Raw genomic sequence first — 20,648 nt, 5'->3', positions numbered from 1 at the left:
GCGCCCCGGCCGGTATGGCCAAGGCGCCCTCGCATCACTCTCCGCCTGGGAGCGACCGCCTACTTCTTGCGGCGCCGCCCCGCGCTCTTCTGCGCCTTGCGGCGCTCCGCGCGGGTCAGCCCGTCGGCCTCCGAGCGGGCCGGCCCGTCGCTGACGAAGTCGCCCTCGACGACGCTCCCGTCACCGTCGACCTTCGGCGCGGTGAAGTGCAGCCGGTCGGGACGCTGCGGCGCCTCCAGGCCCTTGGCGTGGATCTCCGGGCGCCCCGCGCCGGCCGCCGCCGGGACGGCCTCCTCGCCGCCCTGCTCCGACTGGGCATGCTCGGCGGACTCCGCCACCGGGACCTCCTCGACCTGCTGCTCCACCTGGACCTCCAGGTTGAACAGGTAGCCGACGGACTCCTCCTTGATGCCCTCCATCATCGCGGTGAACATGTCGAAGCCCTCGCGCTGGTACTCCACCAGCGGGTCCTTCTGGGCCATCGCCCGCAGGCCGATGCCCTCCTGGAGGTAGTCCATCTCGTAGAGGTGCTCACGCCACTTGCGGTCCAGGACGGACAGCACCACGCGCCGCTCCAGCTCCCGCATGATCTCCGAGCCGAGCTGCTCCTCGCGGGCCGCGTACTGCTCGTGGATGTCGTCCTTGATGGCGTCGGCGATGAACTCGGAGGTCAGGCCCGCACGGTCGCCGGCCTCCTCCTCCAGCTCCTCGATGCCCGCCTTGACCGGGTAGAGCTGCTTGAACGCGCCCCACAGGCGGTCCAGGTCCCACTCCTCGGCGAAGCCCTCGACGGTCTCCGCCTGGATGTAGGCGTCGATGGTGTCTTCCATGAAGTGCTTGACCTGGTCCTGGAGGTCCTCGCCCTCCAGGACGCGGCGCCGCTCGCCGTAGATGACCTCGCGCTGGCGGTTGAGGACCTCGTCGTACTTCAGGACGTTCTTGCGGGTCTCGAAGTTCTGCTGCTCGACCTGCGACTGGGCGGAGGCGATCGCCCGCGTCACCATCTTGTTCTCGATCGGCACGTCGTCGGGCACGTTGGCCATCGCCATGACCCGCTCGACCATCTGGGCCTTGAACAGCCGCATCAGATCGTCGCCCAGGGAGAGGTAGAACCGCGACTCGCCCGGGTCGCCCTGACGGCCGGAACGACCGCGCAGCTGGTTGTCGATCCGGCGCGACTCGTGCCGCTCGGTGCCCAGGACGTAGAGCCCGCCGAGCTCCTTGACCTCTTCGAACTCCGCCTTGACGGCCGCCTCGGCGCGCTCCAGGGCGGTGGGCAGCGCGGCCGCCCACTCCTCGACGTGCTCCACCGGGTCCAGCCCCGCCTGGCGCAGCTCGGTCTCGGCGAGGTCGTCGGGGTTGCCGCCGAGCTTGATGTCCGTACCGCGGCCGGCCATGTTGGTGGCGACCGTCACCGCGCCCTTGCGGCCCGCCTGGGCGACGATCGTCGCCTCCCGGTCGTGCTGCTTGGCGTTGAGCACCTCGTGGGCGATGCCGCGCTTCCTGAGCTGCTGCGAGAGGTACTCGGACTTCTCGACCGAGGTGGTGCCGACCAGGATCGGCTGGCCCTTCTCGTGCTTCTCCGCGATGTCCTCGACGACCGCGTCGAACTTCGCGGGCTCGGTGCGGTAGATCAGGTCCGCCTGGTCCTTGCGGACCATCGGGCGGTTCGTCGGGATCGGGACGACGCCGAGCTTGTAGATCTGGTGGAACTCCGCGGCCTCGGTCATGGCCGTACCGGTCATGCCGGAGAGCTTGCCGTAGAGGCGGAAGAAGTTCTGGAGGGTGATCGTGGCGAGCGTCTGGTTCTCGTCCTTGATCTCCACCCCCTCCTTGGCCTCGATGGCCTGGTGCATGCCCTCGTTGTAGCGGCGGCCGGCGAGGATACGGCCGGTGTGCTCGTCGACGATCATGACCTCGCCGTCGATGACGACGTAGTCCTTGTCGAGCTTGAACAGCTCCTTGGCCTTGATCGCGTTGTTGAGGTACCCGACCAGCGGCGTGTTGACCGACTCGTAGAGGTTGTCGATGCCCAGCCAGTCCTCGACCTTGCCGACACCGGACTCGTGGATGCCGACGGTGCGCTTCTTCTCGTCGACGTCGTAGTCGCCGCTCTCCTCGACACCGCGCTGCGGGTTGGCCGGCTCGCCCCGCTTCAGACGCTGCACCAACTTGGCGAAGTCGCCGTACCACTTGGTGGCCGAGTCCGCCGGACCCGAGATGATCAGCGGCGTACGGGCCTCGTCCACCAGGATCGAGTCGACCTCGTCGACGATCGCGAAGTTGTGGCCCCGCTGGACCAGTTCGTCCTGCGACCACGCCATGTTGTCGCGCAGGTAGTCGAAGCCGAACTCGTTGTTGGTGCCGTAGGTGATGTCGCAGCCGTACTGCTCGCGGCGCTGGGCCGGCGTCATGTCGGCCAGGATGCAGCCGACGGTCAGGCCCAGGAACTTGTGGACCCGGCCCATCAGTTCGGAGTCGCGCTCGGCCAGGTAGTCGTTGACCGTGATGAGGTGGACGCCCTTGCCGGACAGCGCGTTCAGATACGCCGGGAGGGTACCGACCAGGGTCTTGCCCTCACCGGTCTTCATCTCCGCCACGTAGCCGAGGTGCAGGGCCGCGCCACCCATGAGCTGGACGTCGTAGTGCCGCTGGCCGAGCACCCGCTTGGCGGCCTCGCGGACCGTGGCGAACGCCTCGGGCAGCAGGTCGTCGAGGGTCTCACCGTCGGCGAAGCGCTGCTTGTACTCATCGGTGAGCGCCCGCAGCTCGGCGTCGGAGAGGGCCGCGAAGTCCTCCTCGATGGAGTTGACCTGGCCCGCGATGCGGTGCAGCTTGCGCAGGATCTTTCCTTCGCCTGCACGCATGATCTTCGTCAAGACGGACACTAGGGCTGGTCTCCTTGCCGGTCGGGCCTGCACGGTCGAGTGCGCGGGCGCGGCATGTTTCCAAGGGGGCAGGCCCCGCCGCAACGGCCATCGTAAAGGAGGACGCTGTCCGGCTGGGAGGTCCGCCGCAACCGAGCCCGCCGACCCCTCGCCACGTCAACGCACGAGCCCGCGAGAAGGTGCCGGAAATCTTTCCGCCCGGCCGCCGCGCACGCCCCCGGGCCCCGGCCTCCCGCAGCGCCCCGGAAACCGCTCGCCCCGCACCTCTCGGCCCAGCAGACTCACCGCATGAAACCCGTCACCCTGACCACCGACCGCCTCCTGCTGCGCCCCTTCGAGCCCTCCGACGCGCCCGCGGTCCACACGGCCTGCCAGGATCCCGACATCCCCCGCTGGACCAGCGTCCCCACGCCGTACACCCGCGGCGACGCGGAACGGTACGTCGGCACCGTCGCCCCCGAGGGCTGGCGGGACGACACCTCCTACACCTTCGCCGTGGTCACCCGGGACGACGGGATCCTCGTCGGCTCCATGGGCCTGGTGCGGATCGCCCTGCTGCGCACCCCGGAGCGGCAGGCGGAGCTCGGCTACTGGACGGCCAAGGAGCACCGCGGCAGGGGATACACCGCGGAGGCGGCCCGTACGGTGACGCATTGGGCCTTCCGTGACCTGGGCGTGGAGCGCCTGGAGTGGCTCGCCGAGGCAGGCAACCACGGCTCCTGGGCGGTCGCCCGCTCCGTCGGCTTCCAACGGGAGGGCACCCTGCGCGCCAAGCTGGTGCGCGGCGGCATCCGCCGGGACCTGTGGATCGGCTCGCTGCTCCCCTCCGACCTGCTCCCGGAGCCCGCCGACTCCGCCGCCGACCACGCCCAGGACCCGACGCCGTATCTCCCGTACCCCCGCTGACCTGCGTGGACATCGTGATTTCCGGGCGTTGTCAGTGCCCGCACCTACGCTGTGCGCCATGACCACAGTGACGCAGCGACAGCCCTCGCCACCATCTGTGACCACGCTCTCCGCCGACGAGGCCCGGCGGATGGCGCTGCGCGCCCAGGGCCTGCTCGGCGCCCCGGGCCGCCGCGGCGCCACAGCGGCGCGAAGCGCCTCCGCTCGGGGCAGCGGGCGACCGGACGGCGTCCGCGGGATGCTGCGCGGCCTGGGCGCGGTGCAGCTCGACACCATCTCGGTGCTCGCCCGCTCCCACGAGCTGGTCCCCTACGCCCGCCTCGGCGCGGTCGGCCGCGCGGCCGTCGAGTCCGCCTACTGGTCGGCAAGCCCCGCCGACGGCTCCCCGGCCCGCCCGCACAGCTTCGAGTACTGGTCGCACGCGGCCTGCATCCTGCCCATCGAGGAATGGCCGCACTTCGCCTTCCGCCGCCGCGCCCGACGGGCCAAGGGCCACCGCTGGCATGTCATGAAGGACTCCGCGCGCTCCTGCGCCGCCGTCCTGGACCGCCTCAAGGCCGACGGCCCGCTCACCACCTCCCAGCTGGGCGGCGGACGGAACGGCGGCGAGTGGTGGGACTGGTCCGAGACCAAGATCGCCGTGGAGTGGCTGCTGGACACCGGCGAGGTGGTCTGCACCGAGCGCCGCGGCTGGAAGCGGGTCTACGACCTCGCCGAGCGCGCCGTCCCCGCACCGCTGCTGCACGACGACCTCGACGACACCGAGTGCATACGACGCCTGGTCGCCCAAGCGGGCGCCGCGATGGGCGTGGCCACCCGTGCGGACCTGGCCGACTACCACCGTCTCAAGGGCGAGCAGGTGGACGCGGTCATCGAGGGCACCGGGCTGGTTCCGGTGGCGGTCGAGGGCTGGTCCAAGCCGGCCTGGGCGGACCCCGAGGCGCTCGCCGCCCCGCCCCGCGGACGGCACCGCACGACCCTGCTCTCCCCGTTCGACTCCCTCATCTGGGACCGCCCGCGGACCGAGCGGATCTTCGACTTCACCCACCGCCTGGAGGCGTACGTCCCCAAGTCCCGGCGGATACACGGCTACTTCGCGATGCCCCTGCTGGCCGGCGGCAAGCTGATGGGCCGCGTCGATCCGGCCCGCGAGGGCGCCACCCTGGTCGCTCGCCAGCTCTCCCTCCACGGGCCCAAGGCCGTTGGCCCCATGGCCCAGGCCCTGCGCGAGGCCGCGACGTGGGTGGGCTGCGACAGCGTCCGCGTCGAGCGCTGCGACGACCCGCGGCTGGCCGCCGCCCTGCAGACCGAGCTCACCCGCACCGACGAGCCGGACACCGGCACGGCGGAGAGCGCCCGGCAGGGCACCGCGGACTGATCCGCACGGCCCGACACCGGTGGGTCCGGGGCCTTCGCCCCCGGGCTCACCGGATTTCGAGGATCTTCTCCCGCATCGCATAGACCACGGCTTCCATCCGGGAATGCAGCTGGAGCTTCTCCAGGATGTTGCGCACGTGGTTCTTGACGGTGTTCTCGGAGATGAACAACTCCTTGGCGATATCGCGGTTGTTCATGCCCGTGGCAACGAGTTTGAGGACCTCCAGCTCACGGTCGGTGAGCCGGGGCGCCGGCACCAGACGGCGCTCGTCGGTGCGCTGGATCATCGACTTGAACTCCGTCAGGAGCTTGGACGCCATCGACGGGCTGATCTGCGACTGCCCGTCCGCGACGGCCCGGATCGCGGTGGCCACCTCGTCGGTGGAGATCTCCTTGAGGAGGTAGCCGGTGGCGCCGGCCTTGATCGCGTCGTAGAGGTCGGCCTCCTCGTCGCTGATCGTCAGCATGATGATCTTCGCGCTGGGTGCCACCTCCTTGATGGAGGTACATGCCTCGATCCCGCCGCGCCGGGGCATCCGCACATCCATCAGCACGATGTCGGGGAGCAGGTCGGCGGCCTTGTCGACCGCCTCCGCACCATCGCCCGCCTCGCCGACGACCTGGATGTCCTCCTCCTGCGCCAGCACGATCTCCAGGCCGCGGCGGAAGAGCGCATGGTCGTCCACGACGAGGACGCGGATCGGCTCCTTGCGCGGCACCCGCGCGGCCGTGTCCCCGTCATCGGCCCCCACACCGCAGACATCACCGTCGGCGTCACCCCGCGCGGGCCCGAAACTCTCCCCCATGGTTCCTCCCCGTCAACTACTCGGCCGAAGGCCAGAGCTTGGATATAAGGCTGGTTGACAACAGCCCTTTTCGGCCGGCCCGATCAATGCCATACGACCGTCTCCCCGGCATGTCGCCTTTTCGTGCCCACATACTCCCCGGCTGGCACAAACACTATACGGCTTCAACTCCAGCCCTCCGCAGGCACGATGGTGCCCCCGGGCGTACGCCGGGGGCACCTCACGGGTGGGGGTCAGCCGCCCAGTGCGCCGCCTGCGCCGCCGGGCGATTCCTCTCCGAACGCATCGGAATTCAAGTGGATGACGCCGTAGTCATAGGCGTGCCGCCGGTAGACGACACTCGGCTGCTTGCTCTCGGCGTCGACGAAGAGATAGAAGTCGTGACCGACCAACTCCATCTCGTAGAGCGCCTGGTCGAGCGCCATCGGCGCGGCGGAGTGGGTCTTCTCCCGGACGACCACGGGCCCTTCGCCCTGGATCTCCAGCGACCCCATCCGGGTGGTCGGCACCTTTTCCCGCTCCGCGGCTTCCTCCGCGGCCGTCAGGCCATGGCCGTTCAGCCGTGCCGCATCGGGGACGGTGATCGCGACCTCGCTCGCCGGGATGCGTCCATTGCCACGGCGCGAGTGACGCTTGTCGTTCTGTTTCCGCAGGCGCGCCTCCAACTTGGCCGTGGCCAGGTCCAGTGCGGCGTACGGGTCGGCTGCGGCCGCCTCGGCCCGGACCACCGGGCCACGGGAGCGGAGGGTGATCTCCACTCGGTCGGAACGGTCGGCCTGCCGCGGGTTGGGCTCCTTGGACACCTCGACGTCCAGGCTGATTGCCTTGCCATCGAGCTTCTGGACTTTGTCCAGCTTCAGCTTCTCGGCCACGTGCTTGCGGAACCGCTCGGGCACCTCGGTCTTGCGGCCCTTGACGACGATGTCCACGCAGAACTCCGTTCCCGGATCGCCCCGCTCAGCAAGCGGAGCAGCTCCTTCTTGCACCAGGCCCCGGTGAGTGCCGGAGCCTCGGACTGGCGACTTTCACCTCCTCCTCCCCCGGGGACAAGGTCTCCACTCCCACGATTTCAGGGTCGACGGAAAACCCCGAAAAGCATGCATCACGACATCCGAGGCAAAGCGTCTGCCAAGTCCTCACAACCGAACATAGCTCTACTGGACGGGTGTCGGCACCCCCTCGCCGCGACCAGCTCCGTTTGGGTGAAAATCGCCGCTCACTACCAGCAACGACAGGCGGCCTTGCGCAGTTCCCCTTGTTCCCCGCGGCAGGGAGGCGCCGACGCCCGGACAGGCGGTACGGCACCACGGCAGGCCGGCCGGACAGCGCCATGGGAACGTCCACGCTCGCCGGCAGGAGCCTGCCCCCGTGAGGCGTTCTGCCGGAGTGCGCGCGTCGACCCGACTCCCGGCAAGCCGCGGCGGTCGCTTCGGGGTTCGTATTCGGGGTTCGTAGGGGACAGCCTCTTCGCCCCCCGCCGGGGACGGCCTTCTCAGCTTCCCTTGAAAAGGAAAGAACTGCGGGGTGCGGCCACCACGGCGGCCCCCACCACCCGGCCCCCGGACACCCTGACCGCCCGCGCCGCCTCGGCGAGCGTGGCCCCCGTCGTCACCAGATCGTCCACCAGCACCACCGGCACGCCCGTCAGCAGCCTCTGGGCCGCTCCCGGCACCTCCAGTGCACCCGCGACGTTCAACAGCCGCTGCCGGGCAGCCAGCCCCGCTTGGTCGGCTACCGCACGGCGCTGCCGCAACACCGTCAGCACCCGCACACCGCCGCCCGCCCGCCGCAGCTCGGCGGCGGCCGCCCACGCGATCCTGCGCACGGGGTCGTGACCGCGTCCGGCCACGGCCTTCCGGGTCGAGGGCACCGGCACCAGGAGGAGGGGGCCGCCCCCTCCCCCCACCCCCCGCACCGCTCCCGCCAGCACGGCCCCCAGCGGCACGGCCAGCCGCAGCGCGCCGCGTTCCTTGTGCGCCAGAAGCACGGCCCGCACCGCGTCGGCGTACGGCGCACCGGCCCACACCCGCGGCAGCCCCGCGGGCACCGGCCACGGCCGCACCCGCCCGGCGCCGCGCCCGCCGCGCCACAGCGCCCGGCGGCACGCCGCACACAGCTCCGTACGCGGCTGGCCACACCCCGCACAGTCCACCGGCAGCACCAGGCCCGCCAGCTCTCGCCACATCCCCCGCATGACTCCACTGTCGCGTTCCGCGCGCCGGGCCGCCACCCCTGTGGATAACTCCGCGGACGAGGCGGCGACCAGCACAGATGCCACGCTGAGCGGCCCCGGCACGGGGCCCCGGACGCGGCGGGCGCCCCAACCGCGCGGGCCCGGCATCAGGTCCACCCGAGCCGAGCCCCTACGCCCGGCGCGGGCGGAGCCGACCCGCGGCAGGCACGGCCGGAACGGCCCGGGACGGCGTCCCGGGCCCTCACCCGGGATAGACCGGCGCCGTCCCGTCCTTGGCCACCGTCTTCCAGTTGGCGTCCGGAGGGAGCCGCACGATGCCCTCCGTGGCGTCCGCGATCAGCGGGCGGGTCTCGTCCTCCGAGGCCGCCACCGCCTTGACGCCGTTGACGCCGGGCAGCGTCTGCGCGTCGGACGCCGAGCCGTCGGTCTCCATGAACTGCATCTGCTGCACCCCGCCGGCCTCCCGGCCGACGACCACCAGCCGGCTGCCGCCCGCCCAGGAGGCCGCCACCACGTCCTCCAACTGCGGCGCGATCGGCCGCAGTTCCTGCACCGACAGCGTCGGATGCAGGGAGGTGCCGTCCCGTTCGACGCGGCCGAGCTGGAGCGTCGTACGGCCCTTGTCCTCCACCAGGATCGCGATCCTTATGCCGTCCGCGGCCACCTTGATCGCCTTGATCCGCCGCCCGCCGAGGCCGGGCACCGCGACCTGCTCCGCGTCGCCCTTCCCCTCGCGCATCCGCAGCAGCCGCGAACCGTGCGCGTCGCGGTCGGCGATCCACAGATCGCCCAGCCCGTCCCAACTCGGCGCGGTCAGCCCCTCGTCGGCGCTCTTGCCCGCGCCGGTGCTGGTCAGCAGCGGCGCTCCGCGTTCGGCGCCGTCCTCCAGCCCGGCCACGTACAGATACCGGCCGTCGGCCGACACGCCCGCCGCCGTGGTCTCCTTGCGCGAGATGGCGACCGAGCGCAGCGGGGTCTTGCCGGTGCCGAACGGGCCGTGCACCGGCATCGGTTCGGTGGCCGCGTCCGGCATCGCCACGACGCGGTGCTGGGCGTCGATGAAGTACTCCCTGCCGGAGCGCCCGTTGTGGCCCGGCGCGGCGAAGTCCCGGTCGGCCTGATCCTGGGTCAGCGCGCACAGCGAGTTGCCGCTGGGGTCCTGGAGCTCCACCTCGCTGATCTTCGAAGCCCGCGTCATGTCCTGGACGGTGAAGAAGAGTTGAGCCGCCATCCGCTTGCACTGGGCGGTGTCGGTGTTCACCGCCTGCTTGCTGAGCTTGACCCGGAGGCCGTTGCTGTCGTCCAGCGACAGGTCACGGGAGGCCAGCCGGGTGCCGGGCGGGAACGCCGAACTCGTCACCCGGTTCAGCCAGTCGGTGGGCCCGGTGAGCAGCGCCTCCACGCTGGAGGTGATCGGTTTTATCCGCTGCCGCAGGTAGACCGGGTCGGCGACGAGGACGTTCTTGCCCGCCTTGGGGTCGTCGGACTCGGACTTGTAGGACGCGAAGTAGTACTTGTTGACGGAGCGGTAGATGCGCTGGAAGTCGGGCTGGCCCAGCACCAGTCCGTCGGGCAGCCGGTCGATGCGCCACTGGTCCCCCTCCTTGATGAGGTGGATCGTCTCGCGGTACGGCTTCTCCTCCGGGGTGTAGGCGTGGTTGGCGTCCACCGTCGCGACCTGGCTGCCGGAGAGCGCGACGGTGTAGCCGTTGGCGTCCTCGCGGCTGGACTGGGTCTCCGGCTCGGACTTGGGCCGCTCCTGGAGCACGTTGGTGACCACGAACGGGCGCCAGGTCTGCTTCGCCGACTTGGCCAGGTACATCCTGGCCGTGCGGAAGTCCGCCTCGTCGCTGGTGGTCGCGTCGAGGAAGCTGCGCACGATGTTGGTGGGCTGGGCGCCGACCGACGGGGGGACGCCGTAGACCCGCACCTGCGAGTCCCCGTCGGCACGCGGGGACTGGTCGACCGCCATGACGTCGCCGCCGTCCGGCATCGAGGCGCAGCCGGCCAGCAGCGCCCCCGCGCAGCCCAGCAGGACGGCCTGGCGCCCCGCCCGCCCCGTGCGTGCGCCCCCGGCGCCCTGCGGCATCAGCCGGCGCAACGGTGCGGTGTGCGCCGCGCGCATCTCTCCGTGCTCAGCGCCCACGCCGCCCGCCTTCCCGCTCCACGCCGCCTTCGGTCTCCCGTCCCGGGCGGCCGCCCGGCACGCCCTCGTCCGGTATGCCGTCGCCCGACACCTCGTCAGGTGTCCCGTCGTCGGCGCGTGCGCCCTCGGTCTTCGGTACGGACCGTTGCGGGAGCAGCGCGCGGGAGCGGCCGGGAGGCAGGGCCGCCCGGGCCGGTGCGGGCCGGGTCAGGGCGCGCTGTTCACCGGTACGCGGCTGCGGCGGGACGGTGGTGGGCGTGCGGCCCGCCCGGGGCCGCCCGTCCTCGTCCAGGCCGCGGTTGCGCCGTGAGTCCTCCGGCTCCAGGGGTATCGGGGAGCCGCGCAGCGTCTCGCCGGCCGTGCAGGGCAGCGTCAGCCGGAACTGGGAGCCGCCGCCCGGCTCGCCCCACGCCTGGAGCCAGCCGCCGTGCAGCCGGGCGTCCTCGATGGCGATGGAGAGGCCGAGCCCGGTGCCGCCGGTGGTACGGGCCCGCGCCGGATCCGCGCGCCAGAAGCGGTTGAAGACCCTGGTCGCCTCGCCGGGCTTGAGGCCGACGCCGTAGTCCCGGACCGCGACGGCCACCGCGCCGTCGCTGCGGCCGCCCGCGGACGCGAGCCGGACCACGACGTCGCGGCCCTCGCCGTGCTCGACGGCGTTGACGACGAGGTTGCGCAGGATCCGCTCGACCCGCCGCGGGTCGGCCTCAACCATGACGGGGTGCTCGGCGCCGCGCACGACGATGCGGCCGCCCTTGCGTTCGGCGAGGGGTTCGGCGCCCTCGATGACGCGGCCGACCACGTCGCGCAGGTCGACCGGTTCGGCCTCCAGGGCCGCCGCGCCCGCGTCGAACCGGCTGATCTCCAACAGTTCGGCGAGCAGCGACTCGAAGCGGTCGAGCTGGCCGCGCAGCAGCTCCGCCGAGCGCGCGGTGGCCGGATCGAACTCGTCCCGCACCTCGTGGATGACGTCGGCGGCCATCCGTACGGTCGTGAGCGGGGTGCGCAGTTCGTGCGAGACGTCGGAGACGAACCGCCGCTGCATCCGGGACAGTTCCTCCAACTGCTGGATCTTGAGCTGGAGGTTCTGCGCCATCTTGTTGAAGGACTCGCCGAGCCGGGCGATGTCGTCCTCGCCGGTGACCTTCATCCGTTCCTGGAGGAGGCCGGCGGCCAGCCGCTCGGAGATCCCCGCGGCCATCCGCACGGGGGTGACGACCTGACGCACCACCAGCCAGGCGATGGCACCGAGCAGGATCACGACGAAGACCCCGGCGGTCGCCAGCGTCCCCGTGACGAGCTTGAGGGACTCCGCTTCCTGACTGAACGGGAAGAGGTAGTAGAGCTGGTACTGGTTGCCGTTGATGTCGTTGAGCCGCTTGCCGATGATCAGCGCCGGCATGCCGTCGTCGGACCCGATGCGCTTGATCTGGGTGTACCGGCGGAACGTCCCGGGCTTGCTGTCCAGCTTCCGCCGCAGATCGAGGGGGACGCTGCGCTCGGGGTCGACGTCACCGGAGGCGCGCGGTCCGCGGGTGCCGGGCGTGGCGTCGCCGAACGGCTCGTCGGAGTCGGAGCTGAGGGCGACGACCGAGAACACGCCCTGTCCGCCGCTGGCGAGCTGCTCGACGAGGCTGGTCAGCCAGGTCGCGGAGTCCTGGGTGCCGCGGCTGGTGGTGCGGTTGCTGTCGTCGGTGCGGTTGTCGTCGCCGCCGTCGGCCAGCTTGCGGGCGACCTCGAAGCCGCCGACGGCCTGGCTCTGGGCGGCCTGCGCCTTGGCGGTGAGCAGCCCGTTGCGGACCTGGCCGACGACCACGACGCCGAGCAGCAGGACCACGGCCAGCGACATCAGCAACGTGGTGGCGACCACCCGCAGTTGGATATTGCGCCGCCACAGCCGCAGCGCGGGCAGCAGCGGCCGCCGCACCCACCGGCTGAAGAGCCGCAGCAGGGGATGGACCGGCCCGCTCACCGCACCGTCGGGCAGCAGTTGCCCGCCGCGCAGCAACCGCGCCGCCAACCGATCCGAAAAGGACATATCACCCGCAGGACCGACGGTGCGACCCCGTTGTCCCTCGGGGGCCGCACCGTCCCGGGTCATCTCAGCTGGGCCCGGCCTTGTAGCCGACGCCGCGCACGGTCACCACGATCTCCGGCCGCTCCGGATCCCGCTCGACCTTGGAACGCAGCCGCTGCACATGGACGTTGACGAGCCGGGTGTCCGCGGCGTGGCGGTAGCCCCAGACCTGCTCCAGCAGCACCTCGCGCGTGAACACCTGCCACGGCTTGCGCGCCAGCGCCACCAGCAGATCGAACTCCAGCGGGGTCAGCGCGATCGACTGCCCGTCCCGCTTCACGGAGTGCCCCGCCACGTCGATGACCAGGTCCCCGATGGCCAGCTGCTCGGGCGCCGGCTCCTCCGAGCGCCGCAGCCGCGCCCGGATCCGGGCCACCAGCTCCTTGGGCTTGAACGGCTTGACGACATAGTCGTCCGCACCGGATTCGAGGCCGACGACCACGTCCACCGTGTCGCTCTTGGCGGTCAGCATGACGATCGGTACGCCCGACTCGGCCCGGATCAGCCGGCACACCTCGATGCCGTCCCGTCCGGGCAGCATCAGGTCGAGCAGCACAAGATCGGGCTTGGTCTCGCGGAACGCAGCGAGCGCCTTGTCGCCGTCCGACACGAACGACGGTTCAAAGCCCTCGCCGCGCAGCACGATGCCGAGCATCTCTGCCAGTGCGGTGTCGTCGTCGACGACCAGGACGCGTCCCTTCATTCGGCCATCATCCCATTACCTGATCGTGACTCTCTCCATCGTGAGGCGGAACACACGTCCGCCAACCGCTCCCGGGTCACCGGCGACACCACCCCGGCCTCCGTGACGATCGCCGTCACCAGCTCCGCCGGCGTGACGTCGAAGGCCGGGTTGTAGGCCGGCGCGCCCTGCGGCGCCACCGGAATCCCGCCGCCGGCCTCCGCTCCCGTACCCCGCAGGTACGGCAGGGAGAACTCCGTCACCTCACGGCCTGCTCGCTGCTCCACCTCGATGGCAGCCCCCTCCTTCGTCTCCAGGTCCACCGTGCTGGTCGGTGCCACCACCACGAACGGAACACCATGGTGGCGCGCGAGCACCGCCAGGGGGTAGCTCCCGACCTTGTTGGCCACCGCGCCGTCCGCCGCGATCCGGTCGGCCCCGATGAGCACCGCGTCCACCTCACCGGCGGCGAACAGCGACCCCGCGGCCCCGTCCGCCAGCACCGTGTACGCGATCCCGGCGCGCGCCGCCTCATAAGCGGTCAGCCGCGCCCCCTGCAGCAGCGGCCGGGTCTCGTCCACCCACAACCGCCGCAGCTCACCCGCCCGGTGCGCCGCGAGCGCAACGGCCAGGGCGGTCCCCTCTCCCCCGGAGACCAGGGCGCCCGTATTGCAGTGCGTGAGGATCCGGTGCCCGCCGCCCGGCAGCAGCTCGCCGAGCAGCGCCAGCCCGTGCTCCGCCATGCGCGTACTGGCCGCCGCATCCTCCGTGTGGACGGCCCGCGCCTCGGCCAGCGCGGCCCCCGCGGCGTCCTGCGGAGCGGCGCCGCCGGCCGCCGACCGGCGGTACGCCGCGGCCGTACGCCGCACGCCGTAGCCGAGGTTGACCGCGGTCGGCCGGGCGTGCGCCAGCGCCTCCGCGGCCTCCTCGACGTCGGCCCCCCGCACCGCGGCCAGCGCAACGCCGTACGCACCCGCGATGCCCAGCAGCGGCGCCCCGCGCACGGCCAGCGTCTGGATCGCCCGCACCAGCGCCGGTACGTCCGCGCAGACCAGTTCGACCTCCTCCGCCGGCAGCCGGGTCTGGTCGAGGAGGACCACGGCCGGGCCCTCGGGCAGTTCTTCCCAGCGCAACGACGGGATCGCGAGCGGCTCGGCGCCCGCCTCCGGTTCTTCGTGCCGATCAGCCATTCCCCCAGTCTGCCGTCGGCCGCCCACCGAGCAGAAGGTCGCCCTCCTTGAAGGGCACGGGTACAGAGCACCACCGACCATGACACGATGACTGACACCGCGGACCCCGGACCCCGGCCGCCGCCTCGGCGGACGGGCAGCACGAAGGAGCGACGATGAACAACTCTCCGGGCTGGGCCTCGCCCGGATCCTCCCCCTCCGAGCAGCCGGACCGCGGCACCCCGGAGCAGCCCGCCCAACCGCCCGCTGCGGAGGACCGCCCCGGCCCGTCCAACCAGACGGCCCCGCCGAACTGGTCCAACAACCAGCCGCCCCCGGGCCAGTGGACGGCCCCAGCCGGCATCCCCGGCCAGGGCGGCCGGAGCGGCCAGGGCACCGGCGACCGCACTCGCGCCTCGTCCGGCCAGGCCCGCGGCGGCTGGACCACCCCGCCGGGCCCCGGCACGCAGGGCTCCTGGGGCGGCGGTCCCGGCTGGAACGGAGGCTGGGCAGCGATGCCGCCCGCCGCCAAGCCCGGTGTCATCCCGCTGCGCCCGCTGGGCGTCGGCGAGATCCTCGACGGCGCGGTGGCCACCATGCGCGCCCATTGGCGCACCGTGCTCGGCATCTCGCTGATCGTCGCGGTCGTCTCGCAGACCGCCATCACGCTCGTCACCGGGCTGTGGTTCCCCGGTCCCACCACCCGCACGAGCCTCGACGACGGCTCCGCACCGCCGCTGCGCCAGCTCGTGAGCGATCTGGGCGACTCCCTCACCGGCTCCGTCATCACCACGGTCATCGGGCTGCTCGCCACGATCATCGCCACCGGCATGCTGACCATGCTCGTCAGCCGGGCGGTGCTGGGCCGCCCGGTGTCCGCGGGAGAGACGTGGCGCGACGCCCGTTCCCAGCTCCCGCGGCTGCTCGGCCTGCTCGTCCTGCTTCCCCTGCTCGTCACCGTCGTGTTCGCGATCGGTCTGGCCCCGGGCCTCATCGTCACCGCCAGCGGCCCGATCGGCATCGGCCTGCTCATCACCCTGCTCGGCATGCTGGCCGCCGCCTGCGTGAGCATCTGGCTGTGGGTCCGCTACAGCCTCGCCTCCCCGGCACTGATGCTGGAGAAGCAGGGCGTCATCGCCTCCATGCGCCGCTCGGCCAAGCTCGTCCGGGACGCCTGGTGGCGGGTGCTGGGCATCCAGCTCCTGGCCTACCTGCTGATCGTCATCGTCGAGTTCATCATCCAGATCCCGGCCACCCTCATCGCCTTCCTGATAGGCGGCCAGAGCCTCATGGACTGGGCGAACGGCACCAGCGACTCCACCGGCTGGCCGTTCCTGATCACGATGGGCATCGGCGCGGTCATCAGCTCGACGATCGCCCTCCCGATCAGCGCCGGGGTCACCGCGCTCCTCTACGTCGACCAGCGCATCCGCCGCGAGGCACTCGACCTCGAACTCGCCCGCGCCGCCGGCCTCCCCGGCTACGGCCCCGAAGCCACCGCCACCCCGGCCCCCAGGACCGCCCCCGACGCCACCCCGGGCGCAACGTTCGTCACGACACCGGCCGCTGACGCCCACTCCACCCAGTCGGCCACCGGCCCGTCGCAGCCGACAGCCCCTCAGCCAACGACCGCTCAGCCGACGAGCGTTCAGCTGACGAAGCCCCACCCCGTCGAGGGCGAGAGCACGGCGCAGGACGCGACGGCGCAGCACACGACCGAGCCGGCCACCGGCGGGACGTCCGACGCTCCCGTGGCGCCCCCGGAGCCGTCCACCGACATCCCCGGCCCGCGCCCGACCGACACCACGCCGGGAAGCTGATGCGGTGACCACAGGGGGGAAGATCACCGCACTCGCACGTCTCACCGTGCTCTCTGACGGCGACACACCGGTACGGATCTCTCGCGTCCCCGCCCGTGAGGCGGCGGAGCGCGAGCTGTCCGATCCCCGGTACCACCAGCACGACCCCAACCTGATCCAGCGCGCCCTGAATTGGCTGTGGGACCGCGTCGGCGAACTCTTCGACACCGCCACCGGCGCCACCCCGGGCGGCTGGGTCGGGCTCATCGCCCTCGCCGCGTTCGTCCTGCTGCTGCTCGTCGCGCTCCGGCTGCGGCTCGGCGCGGTGCGCCGCACGCCGACCACGCGCGGCGCGCTCTTCCCCGATACGCCCCGAACCGCCGCCGAACACCGCTCGGCCGCCGACCGGCACGCGGCCGAGGCCCGCTGGAACGAGGCCGTCCAGGACCGGATGCGCGCCCTCGTCCTGAGCCTCGAAGAGCGCGCCCTGCTCACCCCCGGCCCCGGCCGCACCGCCGACGAGGCCGCCGCCGAAGCCGGCCTGGTCCTCCCCGCATACGCCGGGCAACTGCGCACGGCGGCCCGCGCCTTCGACGACGTCGCATACGGCGGCCGCCCCGGTACGGAACGGACGTACGCCCTCCTGGCCGACCTCGACACCGAGCTCCAGCACGCCAAGCCCCACCTGGCCACCGCCCCGGCCGGGAGCCGCGGATGACCACAGCCACCGCCACCGCGTCCCCCAGCCGCACCGCGCACCGCCTGTGGACCCGCTCCCGGGGAATCCTCCTGGGGCTGCTGCTGCTCGTCATCGGCGGACTGATCCTCGCCGCGCTGCGCTCCGACGAGCAGCACGGCCGGCTCGACCCCCGCTCCGCGGACCGGACCGGCAGCCGGGCGCTCGCCCAACTCCTGGCCGCCCACGGCGTCACCACGCACATCGTGACCACCTCCGAGGAAGCCGCAGCCGCGGCCGGCCCGCACACCACCCTCCTCGTCACCACCCCCGACGTCCTGACCACCGATCAGCTGACGGGCCTCCACACGGCGACCGCCCACCTCCCCGGCCGCACCGTCCTGCTCACCCCCGGCGCCACCCCTCTCCAGGTCTTCGCACCCACCGTCCAGCCCCAACCCCAGATCGGCAACGCACCGCGCCTGCCCGGCTGTTCGCTGCCCCCGGCCCGCCGCGCGGGCGATGTCCTCCTGGGCGGTATCCGCTACGCCACGACCGCCTCCGCGGCCGACCAGTGCTACGACGCCGGCGGCTACCCCACCCTGCTGCGCCTCCCGGCAACTCCCAAGGGCCGCGACACGATCCTCCTCGGCTCCGCCGACTTCCTCTACAACCGCCACCTCGCCGAGCACGGCAACGCCTCGCTGGCCCTTCAACTCCTCGGTGCGCACAAGCATCTGATCTGGTACCTCCCCTCCGTCAGTGACCCGTCCTCCACTGCCGCGGACGACCAGCCCGGCTTCTTCGGCCTCATCCCCTCCGGCTGGCGCTGGGCACTCCTCCAACTCACCCTCGCCGCCCTGTGCGCGGCCCTGTGGCGCGCCCGCCGACTCGGCCCCCTGGTACCCGAACGGCTCCCGGTCACCGTCCCGGCCGCCGAAACCACCGAGGGCCACGCCCGCCTCTACGAACAGGCCCATGCCCGCGACCGGGCCTCGGCCGTCCTGCGCTCGGCGACCCGCAGCCGACTCGCGCCCCTCCTGGGCGTGCCGGCCGCACACGCCCACACCCCCGACGTCCTCCTCCCGGCCGTCCACACCCACCTGGGTGCCGCTTCCCTGGCCACGACCGATCTCCAGGCCCTGCTGTTCGGCCCCGCTCCGGCGGACGACAAGGCCCTGGTGCACCTGGCCGACCAACTCGACACCCTCGAAAGCTCGATCGTTTCCCAAGAGAGGCACGCACCCCGTGAGCACCCCGACCGCTGACCGCGCCCGAGCCTCACTTGAGGAACTGCGCACCGAGATAGCCAAGGCCGTGGTTGGCCAGGACCCCGCCGTCACCGGGCTCGTCGTCGCGCTGCTCTGCCGCGGTCACGTACTCCTCGAAGGCGTCCCCGGTGTCGCCAAGACCCTGCTCGTCCGCGCCTTGTCGACCGTCCTCGAACTCGACACCAAGCGCGTCCAGTTCACCCCCGATCTGATGCCCAGCGACGTCACCGGTTCGCTGGTCTACGACACCCGCAACGCCGAGTTCTCCTTCCAGCCGGGCCCGGTCTTCACCAACCTCCTGCTCGCCGACGAGATCAACCGCACGCCGCCCAAGACCCAGGCGTCCCTGCTCGAAGCGATGGAAGAGCGCCAGGTGACCGTCGACGGCACACCGCGTCCGCTCCCCGAGCCGTTCCTCGTCGCCGCAACGCAGAACCCCATGGAGTACGAGGGCACCTACCCCCTGCCCGAGGCGCAGCTCGACCGCTTCCTTCTGAAGCTCACGGTGTCGCTGCCCGCCCGCCAGGACGAGATCGACATCCTCACCCGTCATGCGGCCGGCTTCAGCCCACGCGACCTGAACGCTGCGGGGCTTCGCCCCGTCGCCTCCGCCGCCGACCTCGAAGCGGCCCGCGCCGCGGTCGCCAAGACCTCGGTCTCCCCCGAAGTCACCGGCTACATCGTCGATATCTGCCGTGCCACTCGCGAATCCCCCTCGCTGTCCCTCGGCGTCTCCCCCCGAGGAGCCACCGCGCTGCTCTCCACCTCACGCGCCTGGGCCTGGCTCACCGGCCGCGACTATGTCACGCCTGACGACGTCAAAGCCCTGGCTCTCCCCACCCTCCGGCACCGCGTCCACCTCCGGCCCGAGGCCGAGATGGAAGGGGTCACCGCCGACTCCGTGATCAACGCCGTGCTCGCTCATCTCCCCGTCCCCCGCTGAGGCGAGACCGTGGCCCTCACCGGACGCACCGCTCTCATCTCCGCACTCGGAGCCCTGGCCGTGGGCTTCGTCCTCCCCAGCTGGCTCGGGATCCTCACCGTCCAACTCACCTTGCTGATAGCAATCGTGTGCGATCTGGCACTCGCCGCGCCAGTGCGAAAGCTCCATTTCACCCGAACCGGTGACACAAGCGTTCGACTAGCGGGGGAAGCCCAGATTCACCTCACTGTCACCAACCCGGACCGCCGCCCCCTGCGCGCCCAGCTCCGCGACGCCTGGCCCCCCAGCTCCTTCCGCCCGGGCGACGACACCCCCGCGTCCCGCCACACCCTCCGTGTCCCGGGCGGCGAACGCCGCCGCCTGACCACCACGCTCCGCCCCACCCGCCGCGGCGACCACCACGCCGTCCGCGTCACGGTCCGCTCCTACGGCCCCCTCGGCCTGGCCGCCCGCCAAGGAAGCCACCACGTCCCCTGGACCCTGCGCGTCCTGCCCCCCTTCACCAGCCGCAAGCACCTCCCGGCCAAACTCGCCCGGCTCCGCGAACTCGACGGCCGCACCAGCATCCTGACCCGCGGCGAGGGCACCGAGTTCGACAGCCTCCGCGACTACACCCCCGGCGACGACACCCGCTCCATCGACTGGCGCGCCACCGCCCGCCGGAAGAACGTCGCCGTCCGCACCTGGCGCCCCGAACGCGATCGCCGCATCCTCCTCGTCCTGGAAACCGGCCGCACCTCGGCCGGCCGCGTCGGCGACATCCCCCGCCTCGACGCCTCGATGGACGCCGCCCTGCTCCTCGCCGCCCTTGCCTCGCGCGCCGGCGACCGCGTCGACCTGCTCGCCTACGACCGCCGGGTACGCGCGTCCGTACAGGGCCGCACCGCACGTGACCTGCTTCCCGCCCTCACCGACGCCCTCGCCCCTCTCGAACCGGAGCTCATCGAAGCGGACGCCCGCGGCCTGGCAGCAACCATCCACCGCCATGCCGCACGCCGTTCCCTCATCGTCCTCTTCACCGGCCTCGACGCGGCCCCCATGGAAGAGGCCCTGCTCCCCGTCCTCCCCACCCTCGCCCAGCGCAACGAACTGATCGTCGCGGCCGTCGCCGATCCCCGCATCGAAGAGATGGCCGCCGGCCGCCACACCCCACAGGCCGTCTACGCAGCCGCCGCCGCAGAACAAACCCGCGCCGCCCGCCGCCGCACCGCCGACCGCCTCCGCCGCCACGGCATCACCGTCATCGACTCCACCCCGCCCCACCTGGCCCCCGACCTCGCCGACGCCTACCTCTCCCTGAAATCCGCCGGCCGCCTCTGACCACACCCTCCCCCCGGTCAGAAAGAGCACAGCAGACCAGATACAGGCGCGCCCCTTTCCTCAATCAGGCTTCGCCCGCCACCCCATGACTACTGCGCCCCATGCATGGCGGTCGAGGTGACCTGCGTGGCTCTCTGGTACATGCAGGGGGAATGCCCAGACGCGGGCGTTGGGCATTGTTGGCTGCGCATAACTCGTGTGGGGTGGAAGTGGGTCAGACATCCGCGAGCCTCATCGCCGCGTTCCTCCCTGCCCCACCTCAACACGGACTCAATAAGACACAAACACAAAAAAGCTCCGTCCCCCGAGACGAATCTCGGGGAACGGAGCTTTATCAAAAGGAGTTCGGCGGCGTCCTACTCTCCCACAGGGTCCCCCCTGCAGTACCATCGGCGCT

General features: G+C 71.9%; 15 protein-coding genes. 7 read left to right on the top strand and 8 right to left on the bottom strand.

Annotated features, from left to right (window positions below; genetic code table 11):
• Positions 1–59 precede the first annotated feature (59 nt).
• Complete coding sequence (gene secA / locus ACIQE0_RS32285) at positions 60–2,888, bottom strand: preprotein translocase subunit SecA (RefSeq protein WP_366332558.1); 2,829 nt, start codon at positions 2,886–2,888, stop codon at positions 60–62.
• Between the two features lie 288 nt (positions 2,889–3,176).
• On the opposite strand from secA, the gene ACIQE0_RS32280 reads away from it, so the two are divergent.
• Positions 3,177–3,794, top strand: coding sequence for a GNAT family N-acetyltransferase (locus ACIQE0_RS32280; RefSeq protein WP_402338780.1), 618 nt, complete (start codon positions 3,177–3,179; stop codon positions 3,792–3,794).
• Positions 3,795–3,852: 58 nt separating this feature from the next.
• Positions 3,853–5,172 (top strand): winged helix-turn-helix domain-containing protein, encoded by a 1,320-nt coding sequence (locus ACIQE0_RS32275; RefSeq protein WP_402338779.1) that lies wholly within the window; start codon positions 3,853–3,855, stop codon positions 5,170–5,172.
• A gap of 46 nt (positions 5,173–5,218) precedes the next feature.
• On the opposite strand, the gene ACIQE0_RS32270 is transcribed toward ACIQE0_RS32275, so the two are convergent.
• From ACIQE0_RS32270 to mtnA, 7 genes are all read right to left on the bottom strand, one after another.
• Positions 5,219–5,977 carry a response regulator transcription factor gene (locus ACIQE0_RS32270; RefSeq protein WP_366332552.1) on the bottom strand — a complete coding sequence of 253 codons (759 nt, stop codon included), beginning with the start codon at positions 5,975–5,977 and terminating at the stop codon, positions 5,219–5,221.
• Between the two features lie 233 nt (positions 5,978–6,210).
• The gene (hpf, locus tag ACIQE0_RS32265) at positions 6,211–6,906 is read right to left on the bottom strand and encodes a ribosome hibernation-promoting factor, HPF/YfiA family (protein WP_402338778.1); all 696 of its coding nucleotides are present in this window, start codon (positions 6,904–6,906) and stop codon (positions 6,211–6,213) included.
• A 563-nt stretch (positions 6,907–7,469) separates the two neighbouring features.
• Positions 7,470–8,171, bottom strand: coding sequence for a ComF family protein (locus ACIQE0_RS32260; RefSeq protein WP_402338777.1), 702 nt, complete (start codon positions 8,169–8,171; stop codon positions 7,470–7,472).
• 241 nt (positions 8,172–8,412) lie between these two features.
• A complete protein-coding gene (locus ACIQE0_RS32255) occupies positions 8,413–10,317 on the bottom strand; it encodes an LpqB family beta-propeller domain-containing protein (protein ID WP_402338776.1) in 1,905 nt (634 codons plus the stop codon).
• A complete protein-coding gene (gene mtrB / locus ACIQE0_RS32250; RefSeq protein WP_402338775.1) occupies positions 10,307–12,415 on the bottom strand; it encodes an MtrAB system histidine kinase MtrB in 2,109 nt (702 codons plus the stop codon). The genes ACIQE0_RS32255 and mtrB overlap by 11 nt, the downstream gene beginning before the upstream one ends.
• Before the next feature lies 1 nt (position 12,416).
• The gene (mtrA, locus tag ACIQE0_RS32245; protein ID WP_018542117.1) at positions 12,417–13,094 is read right to left on the bottom strand and encodes a two-component system response regulator MtrA; all 678 of its coding nucleotides are present in this window, start codon (positions 13,092–13,094) and stop codon (positions 12,417–12,419) included.
• Complete coding sequence (gene mtnA / locus ACIQE0_RS32240) at positions 13,091–14,263, bottom strand: S-methyl-5-thioribose-1-phosphate isomerase (RefSeq protein ID WP_402338774.1); 1,173 nt, start codon at positions 14,261–14,263, stop codon at positions 13,091–13,093. Before mtnA ends, mtrA begins: the two co-directional genes overlap by 4 nt.
• A gap of 155 nt (positions 14,264–14,418) precedes the next feature.
• Here mtnA and ACIQE0_RS32235 point away from each other — a divergent pair, with 155 nt between their 5' ends.
• The 5 genes from ACIQE0_RS32235 to ACIQE0_RS32215 are packed head-to-tail and all read left to right on the top strand — an operon-like array spanning position 14,419 to position 20,251.
• Entirely contained in the window at positions 14,419–16,062 is a 1,644-nt protein-coding gene (locus tag ACIQE0_RS32235; RefSeq protein ID WP_402338773.1) for a hypothetical protein, read from the top strand.
• A gap of 4 nt (positions 16,063–16,066) precedes the next feature.
• The gene (locus ACIQE0_RS32230; protein ID WP_402338772.1) at positions 16,067–16,759 is read left to right on the top strand and encodes a DUF4129 domain-containing protein; all 693 of its coding nucleotides are present in this window, start codon (positions 16,067–16,069) and stop codon (positions 16,757–16,759) included.
• Positions 16,756–17,985 carry a DUF4350 domain-containing protein gene (locus ACIQE0_RS32225; protein WP_402338771.1) on the top strand — a complete coding sequence of 410 codons (1,230 nt, stop codon included), beginning with the start codon at positions 16,756–16,758 and terminating at the stop codon, positions 17,983–17,985. The genes ACIQE0_RS32230 and ACIQE0_RS32225 overlap by 4 nt, the downstream gene beginning before the upstream one ends.
• Positions 17,966–18,931 carry an AAA family ATPase gene (locus tag ACIQE0_RS32220; RefSeq protein WP_402338770.1) on the top strand — a complete coding sequence of 322 codons (966 nt, stop codon included), beginning with the start codon at positions 17,966–17,968 and terminating at the stop codon, positions 18,929–18,931. The genes ACIQE0_RS32225 and ACIQE0_RS32220 overlap by 20 nt, the downstream gene beginning before the upstream one ends.
• A gap of 9 nt (positions 18,932–18,940) precedes the next feature.
• A complete protein-coding gene (locus ACIQE0_RS32215) occupies positions 18,941–20,251 on the top strand; it encodes a DUF58 domain-containing protein (RefSeq protein WP_402338769.1) in 1,311 nt (436 codons plus the stop codon).
• Positions 20,252–20,648: the final 397 nt, after the last annotated feature.

Source organism: Streptomyces sp. NPDC093097 (assembly GCF_044754325.1).
In the GTDB taxonomy this organism is placed as follows: Bacteria; Actinomycetota; Actinomycetes; order Streptomycetales; family Streptomycetaceae; genus Streptomyces.
Note: the sequence above shows the minus strand (reverse complement) of the source record. Positions and strands in the feature narration are given on the sequence as shown.

What these genes read in the sequence shown, in the direction of transcription:
- ACIQE0_RS32235 (WP_402338773.1), top strand. Translation starts at nt 14,419, where the DNA reads ATGAACAACTCTCCGGGCTGGGCCTCGCCCGGATCCTCCCCCTCCGAG.
- mtrB (WP_402338775.1), bottom strand. Translation starts at nt 12,415, where the DNA reads ATGACCCGGGACGGTGCGGCCCCCGAGGGACAACGGGGTCGCACCGTC.
- mtnA (WP_402338774.1), bottom strand. Translation starts at nt 14,263, where the DNA reads ATGGCTGATCGGCACGAAGAACCGGAGGCGGGCGCCGAGCCGCTCGCG.
- ACIQE0_RS32260 (WP_402338777.1), bottom strand. Translation starts at nt 8,171, where the DNA reads ATGCGGGGGATGTGGCGAGAGCTGGCGGGCCTGGTGCTGCCGGTGGAC.
- ACIQE0_RS32270 (WP_366332552.1), bottom strand. Translation starts at nt 5,977, where the DNA reads ATGGGGGAGAGTTTCGGGCCCGCGCGGGGTGACGCCGACGGTGATGTC.
- ACIQE0_RS32280 (WP_402338780.1), top strand. Translation starts at nt 3,177, where the DNA reads ATGAAACCCGTCACCCTGACCACCGACCGCCTCCTGCTGCGCCCCTTC.
- ACIQE0_RS32275 (WP_402338779.1), top strand. Translation starts at nt 3,853, where the DNA reads ATGACCACAGTGACGCAGCGACAGCCCTCGCCACCATCTGTGACCACG.
- ACIQE0_RS32225 (WP_402338771.1), top strand. Translation starts at nt 16,756, where the DNA reads ATGACCACAGCCACCGCCACCGCGTCCCCCAGCCGCACCGCGCACCGC.
- mtrA (WP_018542117.1), bottom strand. Translation starts at nt 13,094, where the DNA reads ATGAAGGGACGCGTCCTGGTCGTCGACGACGACACCGCACTGGCAGAG.